9 protein-coding genes and 1 pseudogene are annotated in these 6,631 nt (G+C 39.9%); 9 read left to right on the top strand and 1 reads right to left on the bottom strand.

Annotated elements, in window-relative coordinates; genetic code table 11:
• From ACYTXL_RS30085 to ACYTXL_RS30065, 5 genes and pseudogenes are all read left to right on the top strand, one after another.
• Positions 1-184: pseudogene (locus tag ACYTXL_RS30085) on the top strand (hypothetical protein); the annotation flags it as partial.
• Between the two features lie 118 nt (positions 185-302).
• On the top strand, positions 303-908 hold the full coding sequence (locus ACYTXL_RS30080) for a cytochrome c oxidase subunit 3 (protein WP_461927834.1): 606 nt from the start codon (positions 303-305) through the stop codon (positions 906-908).
• 75 nt (positions 909-983) lie between these two features.
• Positions 984-1,472: a hypothetical protein gene (locus ACYTXL_RS30075; protein WP_461927833.1), complete on the top strand. Its 489-nt coding sequence runs from the start codon at positions 984-986 to the stop codon at positions 1,470-1,472.
• Between the two features lie 201 nt (positions 1,473-1,673).
• Positions 1,674-2,285 carry a cysteine dioxygenase family protein gene (locus ACYTXL_RS30070; protein ID WP_461927832.1) on the top strand — a complete coding sequence of 204 codons (612 nt, stop codon included), beginning with the start codon at positions 1,674-1,676 and terminating at the stop codon, positions 2,283-2,285.
• Positions 2,286-2,380: 95 nt separating this feature from the next.
• Positions 2,381-2,854: an ArsC/Spx/MgsR family protein gene (locus tag ACYTXL_RS30065; RefSeq protein WP_461927831.1), complete on the top strand. Its 474-nt coding sequence runs from the start codon at positions 2,381-2,383 to the stop codon at positions 2,852-2,854.
• Positions 2,855-2,918: 64 nt separating this feature from the next.
• Here ACYTXL_RS30065 and cysK read toward each other — a convergent pair whose 3' ends face one another.
• Entirely contained in the window at positions 2,919-3,878 is a 960-nt protein-coding gene (gene cysK, locus ACYTXL_RS30060) for a cysteine synthase A (RefSeq protein ID WP_461927830.1), read from the bottom strand.
• 1,036 nt (positions 3,879-4,914) lie between these two features.
• Between cysK and ACYTXL_RS30055 the strand changes: the two genes are divergently transcribed.
• The 4 genes from ACYTXL_RS30055 to ACYTXL_RS30040 all read left to right on the top strand — a co-directional run bounded on the left by ACYTXL_RS30055 (position 4,915) and on the right by ACYTXL_RS30040 (position 6,592).
• Entirely contained in the window at positions 4,915-5,337 is a 423-nt protein-coding gene (locus tag ACYTXL_RS30055; RefSeq protein ID WP_461927829.1) for a hypothetical protein, read from the top strand.
• A 39-nt stretch (positions 5,338-5,376) separates the two neighbouring features.
• On the top strand, positions 5,377-5,643 hold the full coding sequence (locus ACYTXL_RS30050) for a hypothetical protein (protein ID WP_461927828.1): 267 nt from the start codon (positions 5,377-5,379) through the stop codon (positions 5,641-5,643).
• A gap of 2 nt (positions 5,644-5,645) precedes the next feature.
• Entirely contained in the window at positions 5,646-5,957 is a 312-nt protein-coding gene (locus ACYTXL_RS30045) for a hypothetical protein (protein ID WP_461927827.1), read from the top strand.
• A gap of 272 nt (positions 5,958-6,229) precedes the next feature.
• Entirely contained in the window at positions 6,230-6,592 is a 363-nt protein-coding gene (locus tag ACYTXL_RS30040; protein WP_461927826.1) for a hypothetical protein, read from the top strand.
• Positions 6,593-6,631 lie beyond the last annotated feature (39 nt).

Genomic DNA, 6,631 nt, shown 5'->3' with positions numbered 1-6,631 from the left:
CGATGCATTAACAATGCAAGTCAACGCATTAACAATGCAAGCCGATGCATTAACAATGCAAGCCGATGCATTAACAATGCAAGCCGATGCATTAACAATACAAGCCGATGCATTAGCATTGTCGGGTATTACCAAATTTAATTCGCTACGAATTAATGAAATGCTGTACTTAGTTAATAAATAACTCTTGTGGGCTTGGGCATCCTGCCTTAATCTAGGACGGGTGAGACACCCATCCCACAAGAGAATCAAGATTGTGAAGAATTCAATTGCCCGACGCTTCACCTTTGAGGGTAAACAATATGACTATAGCTACAACCACGAGTGAAGATCACAATCACAGTGCAGGACACGAAGAACATCCAGATTTAAGAGTTTGGGGACTGTTGACGTTTCTCGCCTCTGAATCTCTGATGTTTGGAGGATTTTTTGCCACTTATTTGTTTTTCCAAAGTACTACAGCCGTTTGGCCTCCAGAAGGAAGTGAATTAGAACTACTTGTACCGACGATTAACACCATTATTTTGGTATCTAGTAGTTTCGTGATTCACTTCGGAGATACGGCGATTAAAAAGAATAACGTCAAGGGAATGCAACTGTGGTATGCAATTACTGCAATCATGGGAGCAGTTTTCTTAGGTGGTCAGGTTTATGAGTACTCAACTTTAGGATATGGTCTGACTACCAACGTCTTCGCAAACTGCTTTTATATCATGACAGGCTTCCACGGTTTGCACGTTTTTATCGGACTGTTATTGATATTACGTGTATTATGGCGATCGCGTCATCCCGGTGAATATTCTGCAACAAATCATACTTTCATCGAAATGACAGAAATTTACTGGCACTTCGTAGACATTATCTGGATTGTTTTATTTACCTTAGTGTACGTTCTCACTTTGTTTTAAAAGTGAGTGGGGAGTAGGGAGTGGTGAATATTCCTACCCCCTACTCCCCATTGCCCACTCCCCAATAAATTTATTATGCAACTTGATCCCCACAAATTCTCATGGTTCCAGGTTCCAGAGGACATCAAAAGTTTATTAATTTTAGCTGCACAAACCTGGGAAAATACATCAGAATCGGAAAAATATATTCAACAGGCTTTAGCCCGAACTGGTGAAAATACAGATGTCTTGGTAGCAGCATATAGATTTTTCTATTATAAAAATAATTATTCTCTCGCTTGGCAAACAACAGTCAAATTATTAGATAAAATTAAAGAAGCAGAAAAATTTCCTGATGACTGGGAGCAACTGAAGCCTATATTAGTCAATCGCAAAGAAGACCCACAAATTCGATTGTACTTGAATGCTTATGCTGCTTCTGGATTAGTACTAGCAAAGTTAGGAGCGATAGAGCAAGCAAAAGAAATCAGCACCAAAGTCAAAGAGATAGACGAAAAGAATGATTTTGGTGCCGGGATTCTCCTGGATATTTTGACACGTCCAGCAGAAGATGATGATGATTAATTACTCAAGAATCAAGGTGAACATCATGAACAATTTGTTATCTACTAGATCATATTCCTCTAACTCTTTCTGGGGATCGGCTACTAATAGTAACCCTATTTTACCTGCTGTCACCATACCTAATCAACTTCATCTGAGCAGTATTCGTAATATCTCTCCGATCATTGTGCTCCAATCTTATTCCCTATCAATTTAAAAGTTATGAAAGGTAGGGATTTGCTCGTAACAGGGGATGGTCAGTATCAAGCCTGTAAATCTGTGAGAGCATGGGATTTATTGAGAGAGAATTATCGTCTTTATCGGTTTTTAACTGAACTAGAAGATGTTCTTAATAGTGGGGATGACCAAGCCAGTCGTCTGCCAGAAATCCGAATGCTGGTAAGGCGCTTGATTGTAAATTCCTACTGGGTGGGAAGTCAATATTTAGAGCCTTCGCCCAAAACGGGAATCTCTGTTTCACTCCTATACGAGGAATTGGGTTTTCCATTGACGGTGCAAACAGTAACATTTGCACCCGGAACCCGATCAACTATTCATAATCATGGGACGTGGGGAATAGTGGCGGTGTTAAAAGGTCAAGAAAAAAATACTTTTTGGCAACGCACCCATAGCCCAGATTTTCAGGACAAAATTGAACCGACGGGAGAGGTAACTCTATTTCCAGGGGATATTATTAGCTTCACTCCCGATGCAATTCACATTGTAGAAGCAGTAGGTGATGAACCAACTGTGACTTTTAATGTTTACGGCGAAACTGATCCAAAACAGAGATTTGAGTTTGACTCAGTTACCCATAAGTCTAGGAATTTTTAATTGGGAATCCTCAAGATTAATTTCATCGGCTCGTAGTTGGTGCTTTAGCGCTAAAGCACCAACTACAAACAATTGAGTAATTAGGAGATAGTTAAATGGCAAGAGTAATTTTTTATAGCAAACCAGGCTGTCAAGGTGGTACTAAGCAAAAAGTTTTGCTCACAGCTGCCGGTCATGAGGTGATAGCATACAACCTGCTAACAGAACCTTGGACAGTTGAACGGTTGCGTTCATTTTTTGGCGATCGCCCCGTAGCCGAATGGTTTAATCGTTCCTCCCCCAAGGTAAAATCTGGTGAGGTGATTCCTGAAACAATTGATGCAGAAACCGCTTTGGTGCTAATGCTCAGAGAACCATTGTTAATTCGCCGTCCTTTGTTAGAAATAGGCGATCGCCGCGAGGTAGGATTTGATGCAGAAAAGATTGATGCTTGGATTGGCTTAAAGCCTGTGGACGAATCCTTGCAGGAAATCAGCGAAAATCTTATGAAGCAAGATTTGCAAAACTGCTCTCACGCTCATGTTAAGAGTCATGAACATCACCATAAGGAAGGTGGCTGTAAACATTAGTGGGCTATAGGGGGATGAGGAGAGGTAATATTTCAAAAAGCTCCCTCATCTCTCCCTATTCTCCTTAACGCACCCTAGCAGTTTCTAAGGACAAGTCTTGAAACATGGGTGTGCTGAGGTAACGTTCGCCAAAGGAAGGCTGAATCATCACGATTAAACGTCCAGCATTTTCTGGACGTTTACCTACTTGAATTGCGGCACACAAAGCTGCACCAGAGGATATCCCAGACAATAAGCCTTCTTCTTTTGCCAAACGGCGTCCATAGGCGATCGCTTGTTCATCGCTGACTCTAATTACTTCGTCAACCAATTCCAAACGGAGAACATCTGGGATAAATCCGGCGCCAATACCTTGAATTTTATGTGGACCGGCTTCACCACCTGAGAGAACTGGGCTGTTGCTGGGTTCAACTGCGATCGCTTTAAAAGTCGGCTTGCGTTGTTTGAGTACTTCTGCAATCCCAGTAATCGTCCCACCAGTACCTACCCCAGCAATCACAATATCCACTTCCCCGTCTGTATCAGCCCAAATTTCTTCTGCGGTGGTTTCCTGATGAACTTTGGGATTGGCAGGGTTGCGAAACTGTTGCAGCATGAAAGCATTGGGAGTATTAGCCACAATTTCTTCAGCTTTGCCAATTGCTCCCCGCATTCCCTCAGCGCCTGGTGTCAACTCTAAAGACGCACCATAAGCTCTAAGCATAGCCCGTCGTTCTTGGCTCATTGTCTCTGGCATTGTTAAAATCAAACGGTAGCCACGCGCTGCTGCTACCATCGCTAGAGCAATTCCTGTATTACCTGAAGTCGGCTCAACTAAAATCGTCTTTCCAGGGAAAATTGAGCCAGCAGCTTCTGCTGAGAGTACCATACTTAACCCAATCCGGTCTTTCACCGAAGCTGCTGGGTTCATCCCTTCTAATTTGACAACTATCCTTGCTACTACTCCCTCAGCTTGAGGAATCTTATTCAATTGAACTAAAGGAGTTCGTCCGATAAGTTCTGTTACATCTTGAGCAATCCGCATTATTTAACTCCTAAAATCCTAAAACTTAGTACAGAGTATTTACTTCTAACAATAAGCTTTTGTCTATTGAATTTGTAGTTTAGTGTCAATGAATGCATATACTATGTATTCTAACTAAACCACAAAATATGAAAGTTTAGGAAGAACTTTTATCAGATATTCCCATTGATTCTCACTTCAGCAGAGGTTTAGCTTGCCATACTTATATTTTACCATTGCGAATTGCTGATTATTGTCTCTTGGGCTGAGATTCGTTAGTTCAATTCTGTATATATGCATAATTTTTACCGAATCAAGGCAGAGGGCAATATCTGCTATTTGTGATGGAAATATAATTTAGTTTCAATAAATTTAATTGCTTTTACTAATTTATTAGTCTATCTTGATCAAAAGACATTGATATTTGATTTTGAGTGCAGTTTTTGTATGCCCAAAATTGCTTCAAAAACAGTCCTTAACCATTGCCTAGATTGCTTTGAAGTTGAGTACAGAAATACCAGAAGCCCATCTCAGAAATACTAGAACCCCGTCCCAAAAACACTAGCACCCATACCCCAATAAATTTTTATAAGACTTATCAGGTGAGGATTACAGGCTTTGAGTACTATTATAATGAATTTAATAATCTTAACGGGACTGAGGTAAACTGTTTTGTAGAGAGCGGCTGATATAAATCGTATAGGATTTACGCAGAGATTCCCCTCTACCCCCCAACATTCCTGAGCGAAAGCTTAGTGAACTAGGGGGGACTTCTTAATCTCTCTTTTGAAAGTAGGATGAAACGACATTCTTTGAATCTGAATGCGTTATTTCTGACTGAATAATCCTATGTTTTGGGAAAATGTTGGTAAATTTTCAGTGGTTAGTGTCAGTAGTAATTAGGAAAATAACTGACAACTAACAATTTTAAAAATTACCGATTACACATATTTTAATATCAAAACTGTTTGAGAGGTAGAAATATATACCTACTTTAGATAAACAGCAAAAGATATTTTCTTTCTGGGTGCATACTACCTAGCAAGGGAGAGCCAAGATGAAAGCTAAACTTTTAAATGTTCTCACAGTTTGTGTAGTTACCTTAGTAGTGCTTTCTCCAGGACTAGTAGTATTTGGGATAATTTGGGAGCGACATCTGGAGTTAGTAAAATCCCAGAATTTAGCTTCGGAAGTTAACAAGACAAGTACAAATGCTCCCGCCTTGGCTCCCCAGACAGAGGGTACACATTCCTCTCAGACTAGCATCCAATCCTCTGACCGTAATGTGGTTGATCAAATGCTGACTGTTACTGAACAATATAAATTTGCCACTATCCTGCAATGGTTCTTCTTGTTAACCCCTATTTGTATTGGGTTAGGGATTCTCTTTTATGACAGATATCTTGTTCATCGTGCGGCTGTTTTAAAAGAACAAGTTGAAATGTTGGAAAGACTGTGGCGACAAAGTATAGAACAGTAACGAATTCACAATTCACTCTCTCAAATCACCAAAATTCCCATGACAGAACAACGCGAACAGCTATATTTTAATCTGATTGATGAGTTACTTAAATGTCCCAATGGTCATGAACCAGAAATTTTAGAATCTAAGCCAGAATTGATTGATTCGGGTTTAGTACAAACAATGTTACAAGTAGCAACTATGTTTGCCCATGAAGGCAATCAAGATGGTGCCCAATTTTTATTTTTTGTGGCGCGTGAGCTAGCTAAAGAACTGGGTTTATACCCGGAAGTTCCCAATACTGAAGTTGCAAATAAGGAGTAAAAATGCTGTTGACTTCAACGGATGCGGGACAAATAGCTTTAGAACTGCTGATGGCAGACTGGAATATTTCAGAAGAAAACAGAGAGTGGTTTAGAATCTTTAACTCGCGTCTGATTGGCGAGAGTTGGTACACTGTGGAATTAGGTATAGAAGGATTTCCAGATAGGTGGTTTCTTCAAGTATATGACAATGGAGTGTGTGACCCAAACTATACATTTATTTCACCGATGGGTGGTTCGGAAGGATTTACGGATTTTATAAATGTGCCGGATATCGTAGCAGAAGTCTTAGTTTGTGAACGCAATGCTCGATAATAATAATTAAAAATTCCAAAGCAAATATACTTAGCGGTTAGAAATCGCGGCTGCGCGGAGTCGAAATACAAGTCTGTATAGCTACGAATTCTATTCGCGAAGGCTAGGGGTATTCTAAGCTTTGATATTTCATTCAAAATAAAGATGCTTTACGCAAATCTGAGGTAATACCAAATAAGGTATACCTCTTTTTTTATTTAATATTTTATTTAAGTCTTATAGTCTATTTTGTCATATTTAACTGACAAATTTATGTTATATTAAATAGCGTGATGGACGCTACAGAAATATCAGTTCCAATGATTGCTGAAGATATCTTAGCCAAAGAATTCACAAGAGTCGTCAACCATTACTACCCGCAAGTTGGGGAATTGCTGGATGGGTGTTATGTGAAAGTCATCACCTGTTTTTGGGGACGACCTGCCAGACGCTTACAATATATAGGAATTTATTGCTCTGACGAAATGATTTCCTGTGTGCAAGCTCAAAAAGAAATACTCCGAGAAGTAGCAGACAACATGGGTCTAATGCAGGTAGTCTGCATGAATGCCAAGCGATTGTTGCGCGATCCGATGTCGAAGGTGAAACAGAACCATCCACGTCTATGGTTGGAGTTGCAGTGGGTTGCAACTTAATGATTCATCGGATTAATTGAGTTTGTAGTAAGCACTTTA

The organism is Nostoc sp., assembly GCF_054880495.1.
This window is presented reverse-complemented; position numbering and strand designations above follow the sequence as displayed.